This window comes from Xanthomonas fragariae, from assembly GCF_900183975.1.
GTDB classification, from domain to species: Bacteria; Pseudomonadota; Gammaproteobacteria; order Xanthomonadales; family Xanthomonadaceae; genus Xanthomonas; species Xanthomonas fragariae.
The window spans coordinates 2,395,684-2,415,522 of record NZ_LT853882.1 but is presented as its reverse complement, the minus strand read 5'-3'; the positions used below and the strand labels follow the sequence as shown (position 1 = coordinate 2,415,522).

At 62.2% G+C, this 19,839-nt stretch carries 8 protein-coding genes and 6 pseudogenes; 9 read left to right on the top strand and 5 right to left on the bottom strand.

What is annotated here, in order from left to right; translation table 11 throughout:
* Positions 1-39: 39 nt before the first annotated feature.
* The 6 genes and pseudogenes from thrA (at position 40) to PD885_RS11155 (ending at position 9,247) form a co-directional block, all read left to right on the top strand.
* Complete coding sequence (thrA, locus tag PD885_RS11190; protein WP_002813584.1) at positions 40-2,547, top strand: bifunctional aspartate kinase/homoserine dehydrogenase I; 2,508 nt, start codon at positions 40-42, stop codon at positions 2,545-2,547.
* Positions 2,544-3,503 (top strand): homoserine kinase, encoded by a 960-nt coding sequence (locus tag PD885_RS11185; protein WP_002813582.1) that lies wholly within the window; start codon positions 2,544-2,546, stop codon positions 3,501-3,503. Before thrA ends, PD885_RS11185 begins: the two co-directional genes overlap by 4 nt.
* Positions 3,504-3,659: 156 nt before the next feature.
* Positions 3,660-5,018 carry an IS5 family transposase gene (locus PD885_RS11180; RefSeq protein ID WP_088056873.1) on the top strand — a complete coding sequence of 453 codons (1,359 nt, stop codon included), beginning with the start codon at positions 3,660-3,662 and terminating at the stop codon, positions 5,016-5,018.
* Positions 5,019-5,046: 28 nt separating this feature from the next.
* Positions 5,047-6,231: pseudogene (locus PD885_RS11175) on the top strand (tannase/feruloyl esterase family alpha/beta hydrolase); the annotation flags it as partial.
* Positions 6,232-7,091: 860 nt separating this feature from the next.
* Positions 7,092-8,399: a threonine synthase gene (thrC, locus tag PD885_RS11160; RefSeq protein WP_002813576.1), complete on the top strand. Its 1,308-nt coding sequence runs from the start codon at positions 7,092-7,094 to the stop codon at positions 8,397-8,399.
* Positions 8,400-8,500: 101 nt separating this feature from the next.
* Complete coding sequence (locus tag PD885_RS11155) at positions 8,501-9,247, top strand: murein L,D-transpeptidase catalytic domain family protein (RefSeq protein ID WP_040762982.1); 747 nt, start codon at positions 8,501-8,503, stop codon at positions 9,245-9,247.
* Positions 9,248-9,558: 311 nt separating this feature from the next.
* On the opposite strand, the pseudogene PD885_RS11150 reads toward PD885_RS11155, so the two are convergent.
* A pseudogene (locus PD885_RS11150) lies at positions 9,559-10,365 on the bottom strand (IS5 family transposase).
* A gap of 378 nt (positions 10,366-10,743) precedes the next feature.
* On the opposite strand from PD885_RS11150, the gene PD885_RS20745 reads away from it, so the two are divergent.
* Positions 10,744-11,220, top strand: a complete 477-nt coding sequence (locus tag PD885_RS20745) for a hypothetical protein (protein ID WP_145953988.1) — start codon at positions 10,744-10,746, stop codon at positions 11,218-11,220.
* A gap of 192 nt (positions 11,221-11,412) precedes the next feature.
* Here the strand turns inward: PD885_RS20745 and PD885_RS11145 are convergent.
* Positions 11,413-12,019, bottom strand: a pseudogene (locus tag PD885_RS11145) (IS5 family transposase); the annotation flags it as partial.
* Between the two features lie 62 nt (positions 12,020-12,081).
* Here PD885_RS11145 and PD885_RS11140 point away from each other — a divergent pair.
* Positions 12,082-13,207 (top strand): annotated as a pseudogene (locus tag PD885_RS11140) (IS3 family transposase).
* A gap of 83 nt (positions 13,208-13,290) precedes the next feature.
* Here the strand turns inward: PD885_RS11140 and PD885_RS11135 are convergent.
* The 3 genes and pseudogenes from PD885_RS11135 to PD885_RS11125 all read right to left on the bottom strand — a co-directional run.
* Positions 13,291-13,497, bottom strand: a pseudogene (locus PD885_RS11135) (efflux RND transporter permease subunit); the annotation flags it as partial.
* 162 nt (positions 13,498-13,659) lie between these two features.
* Positions 13,660-16,380, bottom strand: a complete 2,721-nt coding sequence (locus PD885_RS11130) for a S8 family serine peptidase (RefSeq protein ID WP_002813560.1) — start codon at positions 16,378-16,380, stop codon at positions 13,660-13,662.
* Between the two features lie 425 nt (positions 16,381-16,805).
* A pseudogene (locus tag PD885_RS11125) lies at positions 16,806-18,172 on the bottom strand (IS5 family transposase).
* A 204-nt stretch (positions 18,173-18,376) separates the two neighbouring features.
* Here PD885_RS11125 and PD885_RS11120 point away from each other — a divergent pair.
* Positions 18,377-19,151 (top strand): IS5 family transposase gene (locus PD885_RS11120; protein ID WP_088056870.1). Its coding sequence is split into 2 segments (ribosomal slippage): positions 18,377-18,684 and positions 18,683-19,151, totalling 777 coding nucleotides; the frame shifts between segments, so codons are not numbered across the junction.
* Positions 19,152-19,839: the final 688 nt, after the last annotated feature.

The window sequence follows — 19,839 nt, the reverse complement described above, 5'->3', positions numbered from 1 at the left end:
CACCTGAAGCGGACGGGGCCTCCCCAATGAGGTCTGTCGATGTCATCGCCTGCTGTTTCGTTCGAACCCGCTGCTGTTTTGGCGTCCTCTACGCGCGCTGTCGTACACAAGTTTGGCGGCACCTCGGTGGCCGATGCCGAGTGCTATCGGCACGTAGCGCAATTGTTGCTGGCCCGCGACGAAACGGTGCAGGTCACCGTGGTGTCGGCGATGAAGGGCGTGACCGATGCGTTGATCGAACTGGCCGAACTGGCGGCGCAAAACCGCCCCGAGTGGCGCGAGCGCTGGCACGAAACGCGTGCACGCCATCGGGGTGCAGCGGTGGCCTTGCTGGGCGAGCAGTCCGGGCCGACGGTGGAATGGTTGGACGAGCACTTCGAGCATCTATCGCAGATCCTCGGCGCGCTGGCAGTAATCAGCGAGCTGCCGCGCGAGGTGCTTGATCGCGTGCAGGGCCTGGGCGAGGTGTATTCGGCGCAATTGCTCGGCGATCACTTTCGCGCGATTGGCGAGGATTGCGCGGTGCTGGACGCGCGCGATGTGCTGGTGGTCAATCGCGGCGAGTTGGGCGTGGATGTGGATTGGGAAGTGAGTGCGCAGCGTCTGGCAACCTGGCGCCAGGCGCATCCGCAGACGCGCGTGGTGGTCACCGGCTTTGTGGCGCGCGATCGCGCCGACCGCATGACCACGTTGGGGCGAAACGGCAGCGATTATTCCGGTGCAATCTTCGCGGCCTTGTTCGATGCCGATGAACTGCATATCTGGACCGATGTGGATGGTGTGCTGTCGGCCGATCCGCGCGTGGTGCCCGAAGCGGTGCAGCTGGAAACACTGAGCTACGACGAGGCCTGCGAGCTGGCGTATTTCGGCGCAAAGGTGGTGCACCCGCAAACCATGTCGCCGGCGATCGAACGCGGTTTGCCGATCATCATCCGCAACACGTTTCAGCCAGAACATCCGGGCACGCGCATCACCGCGCGCAGCGCGGTGAGCGGGCCGATCAAGGGGCTGACCTTGAGCCCGGATCTGGCGGTACTGAATCTGGAAGGTACCGGTCTGATCGGTGTGCCGGGCACGGCCGAGCGCGTGTTTGCCGCCTTGCGCACGGCGCAGGTATCGGTGGTGATGATCTCGCAGGGGTCGTCCGAGCATTCAATCTGCTGCGTGGTCAAACAGCACGAATCCGAGCGTGCGCGCAATGCGTTGTTGCAAACGTTTGCGCATGAACTCGCGGTCGGTCAGGTGCAGCGTGTGCAGCTGACCAGCGGCGTCAGCGTGCTGGCCGCGGTCGGCGATGGCATGGCCGGGCAGCCCGGCGTGGCGGCGCGCTTGTTCGAGTCGTTGGGGCGCGCGCAGGTTAATATTCTGGCGATCGCGCAGGGCTCGTCGGAGCGCAATATCTCGGTGGCGATCGATACGGCACATGCGACCAAGGCGTTGCGCGCGGCGCATGCGGGCTTCTGGTTGTCGCCGCAGACGTTTTCGGTGGGCGTGATCGGGCCGGGCAACGTGGGCGCTGCGTTATTGGATCAGCTGCGCATTGCGCAACCGCAATTGTTGAGCAAAGCCAACCTGGATCTGCGCTTGCGTGCGATGGTGTCGCGCAGCCGCATGTTGCTCGATGAGCGTGGCTTGGTCGGCAACTGGCGCGATGCGTTCGCCTCCTCAGCCACTGCCACCGATCTGGAGCGCTTCACCGCCCATCTTCTGTCCGCGCATCTGCCGCATACGGTGATCATCGATTGCAGCGGCAGCGCCGAGGTGGCCGACCGTTATGCGGGTTGGCTGGCGGCTGGCATTCATGTGGTAACGCCGAACAAGCAGGCCGGCTCCGGCCCGTTGGAACGCTACCAGGCGATCCGTGCTGCAGCCGATGCCAGCGGCGCACGCTTTCGCTATGAGGCCACGGTAGGCGCGGGGCTGCCGGTGATCACTACGCTGCGCGATCTGGTCGACACTGGTGACACGGTGACTTCGATCGAAGGCATTTTCTCCGGCACCCTAGCCTGGCTGTTCAATAAGTACGACGGCAGCGTGCCGTTCGCCCAACTGGTCACGCAGGCACGTGGCATGGGCTATACCGAGCCAGATCCGCGCGATGATCTGTCCGGTGTGGACGTTGCGCGCAAGTTGGTGATCCTGGCACGCGAAGCCGGGCGAGCGATCAGTCTGGAAGATGTGCGGGTGGAAAGCTTGGTGCCCGAAACGCTGCGTCAGGCCAGCGTGGACGATTTTATGGCGCGCCTGCACGAAGTGGATCCGGCATTGGCGCAGCGCCTGGCAGATGCACATGCGCGCGGCAACGTGTTGCGTTATGTCGCGCAGTTGCCGCCTGATTGCGCGCCCAGTGTCGGTCTTGTCGAACTGCCTGCCGATCATGCGTTCGCTAATTTGCGCTTGACCGACAACGTAGTGCAGTTCACTACGCGCCGTTACTGCGAAAACCCACTGGTTGTGCAAGGCCCAGGTGCAGGGCCCGAGGTCACTGCGGCGGGTGTGTTTGCCGATCTGCTGCGGGTGGCGGCGGGCGAGGGAGCTCGGCTGTGAGCCAGGCGCAGGTAGTGCTAGCGCCAAGCGGTGCGGTGCGCCAAGCGCGCGCGTTCGCACCGGCGTCGGTGGCCAATGTGGCGGTGGGCTTCGATTTGCTCGGTTATGCGTTGGAAGGCGTTGGCGACACCGTGACCGTGCGCCGTCTCGATGCGCCGCTGGTGCGTATCGCTGCGATCCGCGGTACGACCGTGGAGTTGCCGCTGGAGGCCGAGCGCAATACCGCTGGCACGGCGCTGATCGCATTGCGCACAGCATTGGGGTTGCCGTTCGGCTTCGAGTTGGAGATCGACAAAGGCATCCCGCTCAGTTCCGGCATGGGCGGTTCGGCGGCTTCATGCGTCGCGGCGTTGGTGGCAGCCAATGCGCTGCTGGACACCCCGTTGTCGCGCGATCAGCTATATCTGTATGCGTTAGAAGGCGAGGCAGTCGCCAGTGGCAGCCGTCACGGCGACAACCTCGGTCCGATGTTGCTGGGCGGGTTGGTGCTGTCCACGCTGGAGCGGATGGTGCCGGTACCGGTGCCGGAGACCTGGCACAGCTTGCTGGTGCATCCGGATGCGGTGTTGGAGACGCGCCGCGCGCGCGCCGCGCTGGCTGGCGACTACAGGCTCGCCGACTTTGTCGCGCAAAGCGCCAACCTTGGCCTGGTTCTGGCAGGATGCCACGCCGGGGACGAGGCGCTGGTGCGCTCGGGCTTGCGCGATGTGCTGATCGAGCCGCGGCGTGCGCCGCTGATCGTCGGCTTCGCTGCAGTCAAAGCTGCGGCACTGGCAGCAGGAGCGATGGGGGCAAGTATTTCCGGCGCCGGCCCCAGCGTGTTCGCGTGGTTCGCCACGCGTGCAGCGGCGGAGTCAGCCGCTCCGGCGCTGCAGGCGGCATTCGCCGATGCCGGCTTCGACAGCCAGAGTTGGGTGTCGGCATTGAACTGCCCGGGTGCCAGACTGCTGCAATGAATTCCGCAGAGTCCTGCTCTGGGTTCTCCGATTTTAAGGAGTCGCCCCTGAAAAACCCCAACCACCCAACGACCGCAAGGCCTTGATGTCTGCACCGGCGTGCCAAAACTACCGGTGTTCGCTACGCTGAAGGCTGGTTTCTTGCAATTTTCAGTCATGCGTACACGCCGTCCTGCTGCCGAGCACATGCCTGCCGACGAGTTGTTTCGTTCGCGGCTGGAGAACCTGCGTCATCCGCTGGCGCGGCTGAGCCAACAGATGCCGTGGACGGCGTTGGAGCAAGCACTTTCATCGCGCTTGCCGGCCACCCAGGCCGGTGGCGGTCGGCCGGCATTGCCGGTGCGGCTGATTGCCGGTTTGCTCTACCTCAAACACGCCTACGACCTGTCCGATGAAACGGTGTGCGAGCGTTGGCTGGAGAATCCGTACTGGCAGTTCTTCACTGGCGAGGTCGTGTTCCAGACGCGTTTGCCGTGCGATGCCAGCTCGCTGACGCGCTGGCGGCAGCGCCTGGGTGAGGCCGGGATGGAAGAGCTGCTGGCGCACACCATCAACGCCGCGCATGCGATGCAGGCGGTGGACGCACGCGAGTTGTCGCGGGTGATCGTGGGCACCACGGTGCAGGAAAAGGCGATCGCCTATCCGACCGACAGCCGTTTGCTGGAGGTGGCACGCAAGAAGCTGGTGTTACTGGCCAAGCGGCACGGCATCGGATTGCGGCAGAGCTACGCGCGGCAAGGCCCGGCCCTGAGCCGCAAGGCAGGTCGGTATGCGCATGCGCGCCAGTTCAAGCGCATGCAGCGCGTCCTGCGACGTCAACGCACGGTATTGGGGCGGGTGTTGCGCGACATCCAACGCAAACTCGATCAGGTAAACACCGGCGTGCGCGAGCGCATCGCTGTCTGGCTGGAACGTGCGCAACGGCTGTACACGCAGCGTCCGAAGGACAAACAAAAACTGTACGCATTGCATGCCCCGGAGGTGGAATGCATCGGCAAGGGCAAGGCGCGTCAAGCGTACGAATTCGGCGTCAAGGTCGGCATTGCGGTCACCGCCTGCAAGGGATTGGTCGTGGGTGCGCGCAGCTTCCCGGGCAACCCGTACGACGGCGATACCTTGGCCGAGCAGCTGGAGCAGACACGCGGGTTGCTGCAGGATGTGAGCGTAGAACCGACGGTGGCGATCGTGGACCTGGGCGATCGCGGGCGCGAGGTCGATGGCGTGCAGGTCCTGCATCGCGGCAAGGCCAAGACGCTGACGCGACGGCAATGGCGCTGGATCAAGCGACGGCAGGCGGTGGAGCCGGTGATCGGACATCTGAAAGACCACTGCCGGTTGCGTCGCTGTAGGCTGAAAGGTGCCCAAGGCGATGCGCTGCACGTGCTCGGCTGCGCGGCCGGCTACAACCTGCGCTGGCTGCTGCGCTGGATCGCGTTTTTGCGTGCCTGGATGCGGGCGATGGGATGGTCATCCTTGAGCGCCGTGCCGCTGTCACCGACGGCACTTGGCGCTTGAAGGGGATTTTTCAGGGGCGACTAAGGAGCCACTCCGTTCGTATTTCTTTGGCGCTTCCAACGGAGGCCGCTATGCGCTGATGGCTGCGCAGCGCTATCCGGAAGCCTTTGATAGTGTGATCGCCGACGCGCCAGCCAGCGACTGGGTTCACAATGCGTTTTCCTGGCTGTGGACTGCGCATTTCCAGTTCAGCAACCCGGCTGCGACCATCTCCGCAGCCAAGCTGCCGGCCATTCAGGCAGCCGCATTAGCCCAATGCAGTGCGACAAATTTTAATGCGGACGGCGTCATCAACGATCCGCGGTTGTGCCACTTCGATCCTACCGTCCTGTTGTGCAGCGCTGCCGAAACCGACAGCTGTCTCACCCAGAAGCAGATCTTTACGCTCGCAGAGATTGTGAACGGCCCGGTCAACCTTCAAACCGGGGGTCGCATTCATTATGGTTTCGAGCCTTTTGCGGCGGCCACACCGACTTTTTGGGATCAATGGGTTACCGGCAACGCCGCGGTACCGCGTGGTGCCCATTCGCTGCTCACCAAGCAGTTCTTCGCCAATATGGTATTCAACACCGACAGCGCCTCGTTCGACATTACGAAGATCAACTTCAACAGCGATGTCGCCCGTACGGAAAACACGCCGGTTGCCGGCCGTCCCCCGGCCGACGTGATCGACGCCAGTGGTCCGGATATGCAACGTTTCCAGGCAAGGCACGGCAAGGTGATTGTGTACGTCGGCTGGGAAGACCCCGTCGTTCCGCCGCGCGGCGCGATCCACTACTACGAATCAGTTGTTGCCAAGCAGCAGGCGGGCAGTGCGCAAAGCACTACCGATGCGGACGCGCTGCGGAAGACGCAAGACTTTTTTCGCCTGTTTGTGATTCCCGGTATGGGCCATTTTACCGGCGGGCCCGGCACCTCGGCCTTCGGCGCGCTCTACGGCGCGCCCGGCTTGGCTAACGATCGCCCGCACGATGTGCTGTCTGCTATGGAGGCATGGGTTGAGCAAAGCATCGCGCCAGACCGCATCGTCGCAGCAAAATATGTCAAAGACGACCCGGCTCAAGGTGTCGTCCGCACGCGACCGCTTTGCTCGTATCCGCAATCGGCGAAATGGACGGGCAAGGGCAATTCGGACGATGCACAGAACTTCGAGTGTATTGATGGTCCGCGTGGTGCTTATCCCGGCGGTGTGGAGCCTGCACGGTTGCGCTGAGCATGCACGTGCAGATCTATTGATGTCAGCGGTTTGATGTCAGCGGTCGTGCGTCTGATTGGGCGTGCGTCCGCTGGCTCTCTACCTAGCACTCCAGGCGAACGTTCGCCTGGAGTGTTCTGGATCCGGCGCGTACGGGCGGGCGATGCTGGCGTGTTTCCGATACATGCTCCTACGCCGTAGCTTGCCGCCGCGTGGCGCAGCGATCTCCGCCATCGGCGATCTTGGTCGCGATCTCCTTGCCATCCTGTTTGCTGATGTGTGCGTTGTGTTGTGTTGCCGACTTGACAGTGGTCCAGGCGCCATTGACCGTGCGGCCAATCGCACGTGGCCGGCCTTCTTTTTTCATTGCGATTTGGATCAGCCGCAGCGGCTGGCCCTGATTGCCCGCGCGGGCACCAGCTTGCTCTCGTGCGCGAGCGTATGCCGGCGGTGTCATACCATCTGTTGTCTGGTTGCGTGCATGCCGTGCCGCGCGGCATCCGGCGCTCAGCCGGCCGCAACTCCGGTGATCTACACCACCGGCGTCAGAGCAGTGCAATTGGCAATGACGGCCTGAAGTTACGGTACACGCGGTAGGCAGGGATATTGAATGCTTCCTGCGAGTCTCAGAAAATATTGCACATCGCGGGAAGTGGCACATGCGTGTCGCCGCGATACTGGGTGTGATCGAATCGGGCGCTATCTAGGCTCAGCTGCATTACGCCGACCTTGATCAATGGCCGACTCCACTGGAAAGTGCGCGTGGCACCACAGCCGGTGGTCGAGTGCTCAGCGAGGGGGGGGGATGGCGGGCCGCTGAACGCCGTGTTCTCATACTTGTTGGGCATTTGCCTGTTTTCGATCTGTCTGGAGTCTGCATGATTTTTATCTCCACCCGTGGCCGTGCGCCCGCCGCCAGCCTGAGCCAGGCCATCGCCACCGGCTTGGCGCCGGACGGCGGCCTGTATGTGCCGCAGATGCTGCCGCCAGCACGCACGCTGGAGGCCGGCGCCTGTCTGGCCAAGACCGCCGCCACGTTACTGCAGCCGTTCTTCGACGGCGACGCGCTGTCGGCGGAGTTGCCGGCGATCTGCGCCGAGGCCTTCGACTTTCCCGCGCCATTGGTATCGCTGTCCACACCCGGGGACTATGCGCTGGAGCTATTTCATGGGCCGACGGCTGCGTTTAAAGATTTCGGCGCCCGCTTTTTGGTCGCCTGCCTGACCCGCTTGCGCCGTGCCGAGGACCGGCCGCTGACCATTCTGGTTGCCACCTCAGGCGATACCGGCGCTGCCGTGGCAGCTGCGTTTCACCGTCAACCCGGCTTGCGTGTGGTTGTGCTCTATCCCGATGGCCGCGTGTCACCGCGACAGGCGCATCAGTTGGGCTGCTTCGGCGACAACATCCAGGCCTTGCGTGTGGCCGGCTCGTTCGACGATTGCCAAGCAATGGTCAAGCAGGCCTTGAACGATGCCGCGTTGCAGACGCAAGTGCCGCTGAGTTCGGCCAACAGCATCAGCCTGGGGCGCTTGCTGCCGCAGATGAGCTACTACGCGCATGCGGCCCTGCAGCACCATGCTGCGTCCGGTGACGTGCTCAATCTGGTGGTGCCCACCGGCAACCTGGGCAACGGGCTAGCGGCGATCCTGGCGCGCGCGCTAGGCGTGCCGTTGGGTCGTATCGCGCTGGCCTCCAACGCCAATCATGTGTTGCCGGATTACTTCGCCGGCAACGAATACACGCCGCAGCCCAGCGTAGCCACGCTGGCCAATGCGATGGACGTGGGCGCACCCAGCAACTTCGAACGGCTGCGCTGGCTATACGAAGGCGACGATGCCGCGCTACGCGAAGCATTCCGTGTCTTGTCGGTGGACGATGCGGCGATCCGCCATACCGTGCGTCAACGCTGTGCGCGCTATGGCGAAGTGCATTGCCCACACACCGCCACCGCCGTGCATGTGCTCGAACAACTGCGCGCAGAAGGGGGCGAGGGCGGGACGGGCGACTGGGCGGTGGCAGCTACCGCCCATCCAGCCAAGTTCGAGGGCGTAGTGGAGCCGTTGATCGGGCGTGAGGTGCAAGTGCCGCCCGCGCTGGCCGCACTGCTGCAGCGTCCCGCACATGCCGAAACGCTTGCGCCGGACTACGCCATTTTCCGGCAGCGTCTGCTTGCGGATGCGGCCTGACCGAACATGTTCAGTCGTCAGGGGTTGGAAAGTGCGGCGCATGCGGTTATTTCTAGGCCGTGCGGCCCCGCTGTGGCGCCGCGTTCGATGTGGGTTGTTGCATGTCTTATCGAGTGATCGCCGTTGCCGCCGCGCTCTGCGGGATGGCAGCGGCAGCGCCGGCCGGTGCGGCTGATGCCATTTCCGCCTCCACCGTGTCGCCGCGAAGCGCGCCGCGCGTGGGTTTGGTCGATGCGTTGGCGCGCCAGGCGCCTTCGCTGGACCGCCAGGTGCTGGCGCTGGCCGCCGAGGCGCTGCAATGCGCCCGTCAGCACCAACAGGTGGGCCAAGAGCGCGTGCTCAGCGTGATCGACTACAGTCGGCCGTCGACCGAGCGCCGCTTGTGGGTGTTCGATCTGGCGCGGCAGCGATTGTTGTTCCAGGAATGGGTGGCGCACGGGCGCAACACCGGCAACAACCTTGCGGCGAAGTTCTCCAACGACGACGGCAGTTTTCAATCGAGCCTCGGCGCGTTCAGTGCGCAGGAATCCTATACCGGCCACAACGGCTATTCGTTGCGACTCAACGGACTGGAACCCGGCTTCAACGACCATGCGCGTGACCGCGCAATCGTGATTCACGGTGCGCCATACGTCAGCGAGGCGGTGATTCGCACCAAGGGGCGGCTTGGTCGCAGCCAGGGTTGCCCGGCAGTGCGGCCGGCGGTGGCCAAGCAGTTGATCGATACCTTGCGCGAAGGCGCCTTCGTCTTCGCGTACTACCCGGACCGTTCCTGGCTGCGGCAATCGCGGTTGCTGGGTGGCGGATGTGCCGCGTCGGTGGCGGGTGCGGCTGTAGGTGGGCGTTGAATGGTTGCGTGCAAGATGTCACACGCAGGCGTCTTGCGATCAGCTTGAAGCGTCGGCGCTCCTGTCGAATCGATAAGCGAGCCACTGAGCGATACCTGCAGTTCGGGCTGCTTGCGACACGTCGCGAGCGGTGTTGAGCTAAGCGGCCAGCAAAACCCGGGAACGAGGGGCGGCAGGGAATCGTGCTAAACACGGCCACCAATCCCACGTCGCCAGCGCATCAGGTACCGCAACTTTGAACCTGACTGCGAGCCGAGACAGTGATGGAAATTCCCTTGCAAAACTTGCTATCACGTTCGCATTTAGAGCGTCTAACAAAACCCAGGAAGAAGCCGTAAGCAGATGATGGAGCAAGCAAGCGAGAGCAACGCCAAGTGGAGATCGATGCGGCGTTCAAAGCGGATGCGCAGTTTGCCCATGCCTGCGAACCAGGCATGGGTGCGCTTGACGACCCAGCGATGACGGCCCAACCGGTCGTTGCGCGCGATCCCCTTGCGTGCGATCCGCGCAATGATGCCGCGCTGCTTGAGGAAGGCGCGACAGCGGTCGATGTCGTAAGCCTTGTCGGCGTGCAATTTGTCTGGCCAACGTCGCGGGCGCCCTGGTTTGCCACCAATTGGCGGCAAGGCGTCGATCAACTCCTCGAACACGACCGAGTCGTGCCGATTGGCGCCTGTGACGCACACCGCCGAGGGGATGCCGTTGCGATCGACGATCAGATGCCGTTTGCTGCCGAGTTTGCCGCGATCGGTCGGGTTCGGCCCGGTATATGGGCCCCCCGGGGGGAGGCTACGCTAGCGGCGTCCAGACCAGCTCGGCTCAGGTCCAGCGTCTGAGCGCGACGTAGCTCGGCCAGCAACACCTGATGCAGACGATGCCACACACCGGCGGCCTGCCAATCACGCAACCGGCGCCAGCAGGTCATGCCGCTGCCGTAGCCCAGCTCCATAGGCAGGTCCTTCCCACGGCACGCCCGTGCGCAGGACATAGACGATGCCGTTGAGGGCTTGCTGATCACTGATACGCGGCCGTCCACCTTTGGGCGAACGCTTCACTTGCGGAATCAGCGGCTCGATGCGCTTCCACAGCGCAATGGGGATCTCTTTGCGACGTGTCATGTCCGCAATTTTGCCACCGGCGAGACAAGATTCAAGGGGTTTTGTTAGACGCTCTTAATGGGGTGCCGGAGAAATGGCGGTTTTCGCACGAATTCCTATCCTGCCCTCGACTTCACCTGTGCCCTGGCATATCCCTGTTGATGCACAAGCACGCTGCGGAGTCTCGAAAGCAGCTGTATTCGTTTTCGTTCACCATGGTTCGCTCATGCGAGGTTGCACACACCGCTGACGGCTAATCTGGTTACATTCAATCCAGGGAAGCTTGCAATGCGCCCCAATTCAATCAGCTCTTCTCATTCTGCCCATCCCTCGGACGACGACTACAGTTCATCCGATGAGCCTGCGTGCCCTCAGACGGCACAGGAAAGGACCGCTCGGTTGAACGCGCAGGCCGATGGCATCCTTGCCGATCTTCCCGCCAGGCGAGTAAGTACCTCACCACGCCACACCAACTTAACGCGTCGCCGAGCTTTGAGATTACTTAACGTTTTAGAAGAACGAGCACAGTCCAGCTCCATTCCAGAAGGGCAACTCGTTGACGCCGCAGATTATTTGCGCGATCTATCGAGGCCGCCAGAAGCCGGAGGCATGAGCGATCCGGAGCCAACACTTACTGCTGAACAGCAATCTTTTGTGGAAAGAATGTTACCCGCAGATGTTTATGGAGCGCTTGCTCCTCAACAACGGTGGTTTATTGCAATTAACTACCCTCCACAGCTTTATCAGCAGCACTTACGCGTGGGTGGGCAGATCGAACTTACTGGCCATAGCTGCCAGCCATCCATGCTCTACGATCCGGACACATCACAACTTACTCCATTAGTCGATGTCAGTTACAGCTTGCTTCCACGCTAAAGAGGATCTGCACAAACGCACGCCGCAATCCGCTGAGCGGCAGCCGGGTTGCAGACCTGAGGACCGGCAGAAAACGTGCTCCACGCGGTCACCCATCCCGTACCGCTAGCGCATTCTGAGAACGACTAACAAACTGCCGGGCAACCGCCAGTCGGGCGTGGCCGGCATTGGGCCTGGCCTCTGAGAGCCTGTTCACGATCTTTTGAGTAGAAGCGCCAAGAAGGCCAGATGGATGAACTGCAAGCTGGTGTTGAGTTTGCGCTCGCAGTTCTTCCACAGCCTTCGGTTTTTCTCCAGCCAGGTAAAACTGCGCTCGACGATCCAGCGCTTGGGCATGACCTTGAAGGTGTGCAGTTCGCTGCGCTTGGCAATCTGCACCGTGAGCTGCTCGCCTAGAATCTCTCGCACGCCTTCGGCAAACGGTACTCCGGTGTAACCACTGTCGCACAGCAGGCTTTGTACATGCGTCAAGTTTGACTGACAGCGCTCCAGCGCCTGCAGCGCACCTTTGCGGTCGGTCACCTCCGCCGTCGTCACCGCGATGGCATGGAGCAACCCCTGGGTATCAACAGTGATATGCCGCTTGATGCCCGACACCTTTTTGCCCGCGTCATATCCCTTTTGCCCGGCTGTGTCCGTGTTCTTGACGCTCTGCGCGTCCACGATCAAGAACCTGCTGAAGATGTTGCGCTCCTGTTTCTGGCGGGCCACGCCAACCTGATTTTTTGAGCGCCCGCTCCAGCAGGCTCACTCCTTCATCGTCGCACTCGCTCCACTTGGCAAAGTACGAGTGCGACGTCCCCCCGATTTTGAGTAGCGCCTCAGTTTGGAGTCCAATTCCCTACCCCGAGGAGATTGGACGTGAAGAAGCGTTTTACCGAAGAGCAGATCATTGGCTTCCTGCGTGAGGCCGAAGCAGGCGTGGCGATCAAAGACCTGTGCCGGCGCCATGGCTTCAGTGAGGCCTCGTACTGCCTGTGGCGCAGCAAGTTCGGCGGGATGAGCGTGCCCGATGCCAAGCGACTCAAGGACCTTGAGTCCGAAAACGCGCGGCTGAAGAAGTTGTTGGCCGAGCAGCTGTTCGAGAACGACCTGATCAAGGATGCGCTGCGAAAAAAGTGGTGAGCGCACCGGCGCGTCGTGCGCTGGTGCGCGAGTGGATCGGGTGCGGTGCCAGCGAGCGTCGCGCGTTGGCCGCGATCGGCATGAGCGCCAGTGAGTTGCACTACTGCCCGCGCGAAGATCGCAACATCGAATTGCGTGAGCGCATCTGTGCGTTGGCGCATCGTCATCGCCGCTATGGCGTGGGGATGATCTATCTCAAACTGCGACAGGAAGGCCGCATCGTGAACTACAAGCGTGTGGAGCGGCTGTACCGCGAAAAGCAGTTGCAGGTCCGGCGCCGCAAGCGCAAGAAAGTGCCAGTGGGCGAGCGTCAGCCGCTGCTGCGGCCATTGCGAGCCAACCAGGTGTGGTCGATGGACTTCGTGTTCGACCGCACTGCCGAAGGCAGGGCGATCAAGTGTCTGGTGATCGTGGACGACGCAACCCACGAAGCGGTCGCCATCGAGGTGGAACGCGCGATCTCCGGCCACGGCGTGACGCGGGTGCTGGATCGGCTGGCGGACAGTCGCGGTTTGCCGCAAGTCATCCGTACCGAGCGCGAAGCCTGCCCTCGGGGCACAACGGCAAGGAGTTTTGCGGCAGGGCGATGGTCGCCTGGGCGCACGCCCGTGGTGTGCAGCTACGGCTCATCCAGCCGGGCAAACCGAACCAGAACGCCTACGTCGAATCGTTCAACGGCCGACTACGCGACGAATGCCTCAACGAGCACTGGTTCCCAACACTGCTGCATGCACGCACCGAGATCGAACGTTGGCGACGCGAATACAACGAGGACCGACCCAAGAAAGCAATCGGCGGCATGACGCCGGCCGCTTATGCCCAACATCTGGCAAACACCGATATCATCAGGCCCGGACTCTAAACCCGGCCGCTACTCAGGGCGGGGGGACGTCGCGCCGACAAACGCTGTCACTACAACGGCCAACCGGCAAGCAGGAAACCGGCTTATGCAACATGCTCCTGGTGGGGCTGAAACCAGGCGACGAAGGCTTGCACCAGGCAGTACAACGATGGCAACAGGATCAGCGTAAGCACGGTGGCCACGGTGGCAGTGACCAGTCCGCCGATCGCCACCGTGGCCAACGGGCGCTGCACATCGCTGCCCGAACCAGTGGCCAGCATCGCCGGCACCAGGCCCATAGCCTGGATAGACCTTCGTATCGTTCGTGTGCGGCCATTGCGGCGGACGTTCCAGTGCAAGCTGATCCCTGCAATCAGGTTCCCGTTCCAACGTAAAGAATAAAAAGGCCCGGGGCATGCCAGTGCCTTTCATTCACTCGATCACCCGATACATGACCTCCGAATCAAGCGCAATCAGAACTGCCAGCGCAAACCGACATTGGCGTTGATGCTGTTGGCATCCGAACGACCGCGCTCGGCGCCCACATTGCCGTAGATGGAGAACGCATCGTTGAGCTGGTAACGCACGCCGACCGAAGCACGCACCGACTGCTTGGACACCGGCTCGCCGGAAACGTTGAAGCGCGCTTCCGGCAGACCGGTGAACCACGCGGTGAAGTCGGAGTTCGGGTTGCCAAGCAGCGAGCGGTAGGCGATCAAGCCATCGAAGCCCCACTTGCCGCGTGCCAGATGACCGCGCACACCCACTTCACCGTAACCGGCGCGCAGCGTATCGCTGTTGGCGCTCAAGCCCAGACCAGTGACCGATGCTTCACTGAAGGCATCCTGGGTCTGGCTGACCACACCTGCGGCGACGAACGGCGAAAGACCCGCGTGCGGCATCAGACCGACTTCAGCGCGCAGCGACCAGTTGGTGTCGTGGCGACGATCCTGCAAGCGCTCGCCGATGCTGCCGGCCTGCACAGTGCGTTCGGTTTCCACGTTGCTCATGCCGTACGAACCGATCCCCGACACATACGCCCGACCGACCGGCTGATACAGATACGCAGTCATTGCATAGCGGTCCGAGCGCAGGCGGCTGGCCGATGCGGCGATGTTTGCGCGGTCCTGACCGGAGGTCAGAGACGCACCGACAATCGTGCCGGCGCTGCCCATCGGCAGATCAACACCGACGGTTGTCGCTTGCTGGGTGTAATCGGCCGAGTCGAAGCCAGTACGGCTGAGGTCACCATCCAGGTAGCTGCCCTGCATCCAGGTGGTCAGCGTGGTTGTGTCAGCTAGGTAGGGCAGGCGATCGGCAGCAACACGCGCATCGTTGAGTGCGGACTGGAAGCCCAGCGTGCGCTCGATACCATGCACCTGGCCAGCCAGGGTCGGCAGCGATGCGGCAACCTGAGCGTCGGAAGCCGCCAGCAGCGAACCGGTGGCGCTGATCAAGCCGCCCAGATTGTCGGTATCGCCCGAGGCCACACGCGTATCCAACACCTTGACCAGCATATCGGCCTGCGTCGCACCGTTGACCACCGACTGCGGGGCACCTGCTGCTTGCGCGCTGGCAGCTGAGGAATTGCGGGTCAGCGTTGCGGTGACGGTGGTTGGGTCGTAGGCCAGTGCAGCGGTCCAGAAGAAGTTGTTAGCGTACTGCACGTTGTCGAAGGTGCCCTGCAGGTTGCCGGCCTTGACGATTTTCTCGCTGCTGCCGACGCTGTAGCCAGCCGCTTCCGGCAGTAATAGCAGGTTGCCCTTCAAGCTGGCTTGGCCGGTGACGATCAAGCCCTTGCCCAATTCGAGAGCGGTGGTACCGGTGGTGTTGACCAGGCTGTAATTACCGTTGATGACGCCGCCGCGCGATTCGAACGTAGCAGAGTTGAGCACGGTGACGTCAGAGCGCAGGCTGCCGGACAGTGCAAGCACGCCGTCGCTGACGCTGGTTCCGCCGGTGTAAGTGTTGTTGCCGCTCAGCGTGAGCTTGCCGGCGCCGCTCTTGGTCAGATCGCCCGTGCCGGAGATATCGTTGCTGAAGGTGCTGTCATAGCCAGCGCCGACGTTGGCCGACCAAGCGCTGGCAAACTGCCCCGGACCCTTGATCGCCTTGGCCGCATTGACCAGGCCCCAGCCGTACAGCGCATCCACGCCTGGGTCGCCCAGATCGGTCGCAGTGGTCAGCAAGGTCTGCTGCAGGTTGGAGGCGCTCATCCACGGATACACGCCCAGTACCTGCGCCGCGACGCCGCTCACTGCGGCAGTGGAGAACGAGGTGCCGGCGATCTGGCCCTGAAACTCGGTACCCGCCAGGGCCGGCACGGTGTAGCTGCCCGGTGCCACTAGGCACCACTGCGCAGCGGCGCCGCAATGGTTGGAATAGCTGGTCAAACCGGCCGCATTGCCGGCGCTGTCGATATTGATCGCGCCTACGGCCAGCCAGTTGTTGCGTAGGCTGGCTTCCTGCACCGGCGCCGCCGCCGGGTAAGAGGCTTCGGCCGCGCCCTCATTGCCGGTGGAAGCCACGATCAATGCATCGGCCTGCACCAGCGGGGTCAGCGCGTATTTCCACGCCAATGCAGCGTTCGCACTGCTGGCCGCATCCGCATACGAGGCACCGATCGACAAGTTGGCAATCCGCACGCCGGCTGCCGCCAGATCCACCGCTGCGCTGCGGGTCTGCTGCGTGCCGCAGGAATCTTCGGCACAGATGCGCGCATAGAACAGGTCTGCGTCCGGGGCTATGCCACCGGCGAAGCCTTCCTGTGCCGAACCCAGCACCAGTGCCGAGACCACCGTGCCGTGGCCGCGCAAGGCATTGGACGACGACTCGGGCGTGCCTGGACTGGCTGTGTAATCGGTAAATCCATCGACCTTGCCAGCAAGCGGCGCGTAGCTGGTGACCAGGTTGTCGTCCAGCACTGCCAGCTTCACGCCCTGGCCCCTGGCACCGGCCTGTTGCGCTAGATCGGCATTGGTCGACACCAGCAGATTGCTGCCCACGCCCTGGTAGCGAGGCGGCGCAGGCGTCGTAACCGGCGTGGTCGGAATCGTAGGTGCAGGTGTGATCGGAGCCGGCGCGATCACGGTGGTCTGTGGCGCGTCGCTGCGGACGTTGCCGCCGCCACCGCCGCCACAAGCGGTCAGGACGAGGCAGGATGCGATGGTGGTTGCGAGTAGCGAGCGATTCATAAATTTAGTCAATTCCGGTTTATTTGGCGCGCCGCTACAGCTGGATATTCAAAATTGGCGCAGAGGGCCCTAGCATCGGCGATTGCCAGCGAGGCATTTTATTTCACACGTTATTTACTTTAGCCGGCGTGACTAAATCTCCTCAGAGATGCCCTAAGGTTAGCGCGGAAAATATTTCTATGGATCAATTATTGCTTGCGAGATTGAATAACGGCGCTATCCAAAAACTCTAAAATATGAATGGACAGTTGCTCTTCAGCAAAAAATTCAATCCATAGGCGTTTGCAATTTAATCCATAGCCAGATCAGCTTAGAAAGCCCTCAACAGGTCCGGCAACAGAAAGATGTGATAGCGAACTCTACAATTATCAATCACGTTTCTCACAGGGTGGAAATCCTAAATGGTCGTCCCTGAAAAATCCCCTTCAAGCGCCAAGTGCCGTCGGTGACAGCGGCACGGTGCTCAAGGATGACCATCTCATCGCCCGCATCCAGGCACGCAAAAACGCGATCCAGCGCAGCAGCCAGCGCAGGTTGTAGCCGGCGGCGCAGCCGAGCACGTGCAGCGCATCGCCTTGGGCACCTTTCAGCCTGCAGCGACGCAACCGGCAGTCATCTTTCAGATGTCCGATCACCGGCTCCACCGCCTGCCGTCGCTTGATCCAGCGCCATTGCCGTCGCGTCAGCGTCTTGGCCTTGCCGCGATGCAGGACCTGCACGCCATCGACCTCGCGCCCGCGATCGCCCAGGTCCACGATCGCCACCGTCGGTTCTACGCTCACATCCTGCAGCAACCCGCGTGTCTGCTCCAGCTGCTCGGCCAAGGTATCGCCGTCGTACGGGTTGCCCGGGAAGCTGCGCGCACCCACGACCAATCCCTTGCAGGCGGTGACCGCAATGCCGACCTTGACGCCGAATTCGTACGCTTGACGCGCCTTGCCCTTGCCGATGCATTCCACTTCCGGGGCGTGCAATGCGTAGAGTTTTTGTTTGTCCTTCAGACGCTGCGTGTACAGCCGTTGCGCACGTTCCAGCCAGACAGCGATGCGCTCGCGCACGCCGGTGTTTACCTGATCGAGTTTGCGTTGGATGTCGCGCACGAGCCGTCCCAGCACTGTGCGTTGACGTCGCAGGACGCGCCGCATCCGCTTGAACTGGCGCGCATGCGCATACCGACCTGCCTTGCGGCTCAGGGCCGGGCCTTGCCGCGCGTAGCTCTGCCGCAATCCGATGCCGTGCCGCTTGGCCAGTAACACCAGCTTCTTGCGTGCCACCTCCAGCAAACGGCTGTCGGTCGGATAGGCGATCGCCTTTTCCTGCACCGTAGTGTCCACGATCACCCGCGACAACTCGCGTGCGTCCACCGCTTGCATCGCATGCGCGGCGTTGATGGTGTGCGCCAGCAGCTCTTCCATCCCGGCCTCACCCAGGCGCTGCCGCCAGCGCGTCAGCGAGCTGGCATCGCACGGCAAACACGTCTGGAACACGACCTCGCCAGTGAAGAACTGCCAGTACGGATTCTCCAGCCAGCGCTCGCACACCGCTTCATCGGACAGGTCGTAGGCGTGTTTGAGGTAGAGCAAACCGGCAATCAGCCGCACCGGCAATGCCGGCCGACCGCCACCGGCCTGGGTGGCCGGCAAGCGCGATGAAAGTGCTTGCTCCAACGCCGCCCACGGCATCTGTTGGCTCAGCCGCGTCAGCGGATGACGCAGATCGATCTGGTTCTCCAGCCGCGAACGAAACAACTCATCGGCGGGTCTGTCTCGGCAGCAGGACGGCGTGTACGCATGGGCGGAAATTGCAAGAAACCAGCCTTCAGCGTAGCGAACACTGGTAGTTCTGGCACGCCGGAGAAGACATCAAGGCCTTGCGGTCGTTGGGTGGTTGGGGTTTTTCAGGGGCGACTAAGAGCGTCTAACAAAACCCCTTGAATCTTGTCTCGCCGGTGGCAAAATTGCGGACATGACACGTCGCAAAGAGATTCCCATTTGCGCTGTGGAAGCGCATCGAGCCACTGATTCCGCAAGTGAAGTGTTCGCCCAAAGGTGGACGGCCGCGTATCAGTGATCAGCAAGCCCTCAACGGCATCGTCTATGTCCTGCGCACGGGCGTGCCGTGGGAAGACCTGCCTATGGAGCTGGGCTACGGCAGCGGCATGACCTGCTGGCGTCGGTTGCGTGATTGGCAGGCCGCCGGTGTGTGGCATCGTCTGCATCAGGTGTTGCTGGCCGAGCTATGTCGCGCTCAGACGCTGGACCTGAGCCGAGCTGGTCTGGACGCCGCTAGCGTAGCCTCCCCCCGGGGGCCCATACACCGGGCCGAACCCGACCGATCGCGGCAAACTCGGCAGCAAACGGCATCTGATCGTCGATCGCAACGGCATCCCCTTGGCGGTGTGCGTCACCGGCGCCAATCGGCACGACTCGGTCGTGTTCGAGGAGTTGATCGACGCCTTGCCGCCAATTGGTGGCAAACCAGGGCGCCCGCGACGTTGGCCAGACAAATTGCACGCCGACAAGGCTTACGACATCGACCGCTGTCGCGCCTTCCTCAAGCAGCGCGGCATCATTGCGCGGATCGCACGCAAGGGGATCGCGCGCAACGACCGGTTGGGCCGCCATCGCTGGGTCGTCGAGCGCACCCATGCCTGGTTCGCAGGCATGGGCAAACTGCGCATCCGCTTTGAACGCCGCATCGATCTCCACTTGGCGTTGCTCTCGCTTGCTTGCTCCATCATCTGCTTACGGCTTCTTCCTGGGTTTTGTTAGCCGCTCTAAATGCGATTAAATTCCCATGGAATCAGGGAGTCCTGTCCCGGATTTAGGGAAATCTCTCACATTTTGTAGCGAATTCAAGCGTAATTTAGTCGTTCTAACGGACTCTGCCGTATGAGCAGCTGGTTGCCCTTTCTTATATAAAACGGCCATGTATATTCGCGCCTCCCCGTTCCGGGTTCCTGGTATTTACATGGAGCGTTACGCTAAGCGAGCTTGAGCGCTACTGCGCGTTGTGCGTTGTGCGTCATTCATCGCTTCTGGTATTGCGATGACGCAAATTAATTATCCACGAATTAATTCGACTTTCGGGACTTTGGAAAAGAGCATGCTGCACGCATGACAACTAGAGGTGGTCGCAGCCGGCCAGCACTCGTTGGGTTATTCAATGCGATTTGAACGGCCGGGCGTGGAATCAATCCTGACCATGTGGGCCGATCGTTTCAAGAGCCAGCGCGGCGTGGCGGCGTTGAGCTATGAGGCATAGAGCGCTCTATAACGGCGTGGTGTTCCAAACATACCGATGCAAGCCAGGCGCGCATGCAAAAGGCCTCTACCGACGTATGCTCGCGTTAGGTGTGTGTCATGGCCGTCGCCAACTGCGCATGCAGCACACGCGGCGCTGATTGCCGGTTCGCGCTACACACGGATTGATGAAGCGCGCTCACAAGCGCATCCGTTC